The sequence below is a fragment of the Mesorhizobium sp. M1A.F.Ca.IN.020.06.1.1 genome (assembly GCF_004023265.1).
Lineage (GTDB): Bacteria > Pseudomonadota > Alphaproteobacteria > Rhizobiales > Rhizobiaceae > Mesorhizobium.
Map to the genome: position 1 here is coordinate 1 of NZ_RZSR01001026.1, position 2,052 is coordinate 2,052.

Genomic DNA, 2,052 nt, shown 5'->3' on the forward strand with positions numbered 1-2,052 from the left:
GGACAATGTGCCCTTCGTCTGGCTCACCTTGCCGGATCCTTGGCTCTCAGGCACCTTCAAGAATGCCTGCCTTGCGCAGGGCGTGCTCATCGACGACGAGGACGAGTTCAAGGCCGGTCGTTCCGAGCAAGTCTTCCACGGCGTCCGCTTCGGTGTTTCGCAACCCCGGCAAAGTAAGGACGTCGCCGGTGGCGTCGCGGTCATCCGCCGCCTGCTCGACGAGGGCCGCGCCGGCTACGACAGTTTTTCCTGACCTGTCCTTTCCTAAGCGCCTCGCGCTACCGGCCGGTGCCGGCGCAGCGGTTTTGCGGCGTTTTCGTCGTGCTTTGGGGGTGTATCGCTCGAAAGCTTGCGATAAGAGGAGACTCAGAAAAGCCCCCTCTCCCACGGATACCAATCGCCGCTCATGACCATATCCAATTCCGTGCCGATCACCCCCGAGCTCGTCGCCGCGCATGGGCTGAAGCCCGACGAATACCAGCGCATCCTCGATCTGGTTGGCCGCGAGCCGAGCTTCACCGAGCTCGGCATCTTCTCGGCGATGTGGAACGAGCACTGCTCCTACAAGTCTTCCAAGAAATGGCTGCGCACGCTGCCCACCAGCGGCCCGCGGGTGATCCAGGGGCCGGGCGAGAATGCCGGCGTGGTCGACATCGGCGACGGCGACTGCGTCGTCTTCAAGATGGAGAGCCACAACCACCCCTCCTATATCGAGCCCTATCAGGGAGCCGCGACCGGCGTCGGCGGCATCCTGCGCGATGTCTTCACCATGGGCGCGCGACCGGTTGCGGCGATGAACGCGCTGCGCTTCGGCGCGCCTGACCACCCCAAGACCCGGCACCTGGTCGCTGGAGTCGTTTCCGGCGTCGGCGGCTACGGCAATTCCTTCGGCGTGCCGACCGTCGGCGGCGAGGTCAATTTCGACGCCCGCTACAACGGCAACATCTTGGTCAACGCCTTCGCGGCCGGCCTCGCCAAAACCAACGCCATCTTCCTGTCGCAGGCCAAGGGCGTCGGCCTGCCGGTCGTCTATCTCGGCGCCAAGACCGGGCGCGACGGCGTCGGCGGCGCCACCATGGCCTCGGCCGAGTTCGACGACAAGATCGAGGAGAAGCGGCCGACCGTACAGGTTGGCGACCCTTTCACCGAAAAGTGCCTGCTGGAGGCCTGCCTCGAGCTGATGGCGTCCGGCGCGGTCATCGCCATCCAGGACATGGGTGCGGCCGGGCTCACCTGCTCGGCGGTCGAGATGGGCGCCAAGGGCGATCTCGGCATCGAGCTCGACCTCGACAAGGTGCCGGTGCGCGAGGAGCGCATGAGCGCCTACGAGATGATGCTGTCGGAAAGCCAGGAGCGCATGTTGATGGTGCTGCGCCCCGAGAAAGAGGAGGAAGCCGAGGCGATCTTCCGCAAATGGGGCCTCGACTTCGCCATCGTCGGGACGACCACCGACGACCTGCGCTTCCGCGTGCTGCACCACGGCGACGAGGTCGCCAACCTGCCGATCAAGGAACTGGGCGACCAGGCGCCGGAATATGATCGCCCCTGGGTCGAAACGAAGAAGCCGGCGCCGCTTGCAGCGAACGACGCGCCCAAGGCCGACGTCGCCGACGCGTTGCTCAAGATGCTGGGCGGACCGGACCTCTCTTCGCGCCGTTGGGTGTGGGAGCAGTACGACACGCTGATTCAGGGCAATTCGCTGCAGCTCCCAGGCGGCGATGCCGGCGTGGTGCGCGTCGAAGGCCATCCAACCAAGGCGCTCGCCTTCTCTTCCGACGTCACGCCGCGCTATTGCGAGGCCGACCCGTATGAGGGCGGCAAGCAGGCCGTCGCCGAATGCTGGCGCAACCTGACGGCAACGGGCGCCCTGCCGCTTGCCGCCACCGACAATCTCAATTTCGGCAATCCGGAGCGGCCGGAGATCATGGGCCAGTTTGTCGGAGCGGTTAAGGGTATCGGCGACGCCTGTCGCGCGCTCGGCTTCCCGATCGTCTCCGGCAATGTCTCGCTCTACAACGAAACCAATGGCCGCGGCATCCTGCCGACGCCGAC

1 protein-coding gene and 1 pseudogene are annotated in these 2,052 nt (G+C 65.7%); both read left to right on the plus strand.

The genetic code is table 11. The features are described from left to right. Positions 1 to 253 (plus strand): annotated as a pseudogene (locus EOA60_RS30475) (PLP-dependent aminotransferase family protein); the annotation flags it as partial. A 153-nt stretch (positions 254 to 406) separates the two neighbouring features. After that, positions 407 to 2,052: phosphoribosylformylglycinamidine synthase subunit PurL (gene purL / locus EOA60_RS30480; protein WP_128312431.1), on the plus strand; the 1,646-nt coding region annotated here is incomplete at its 3' end.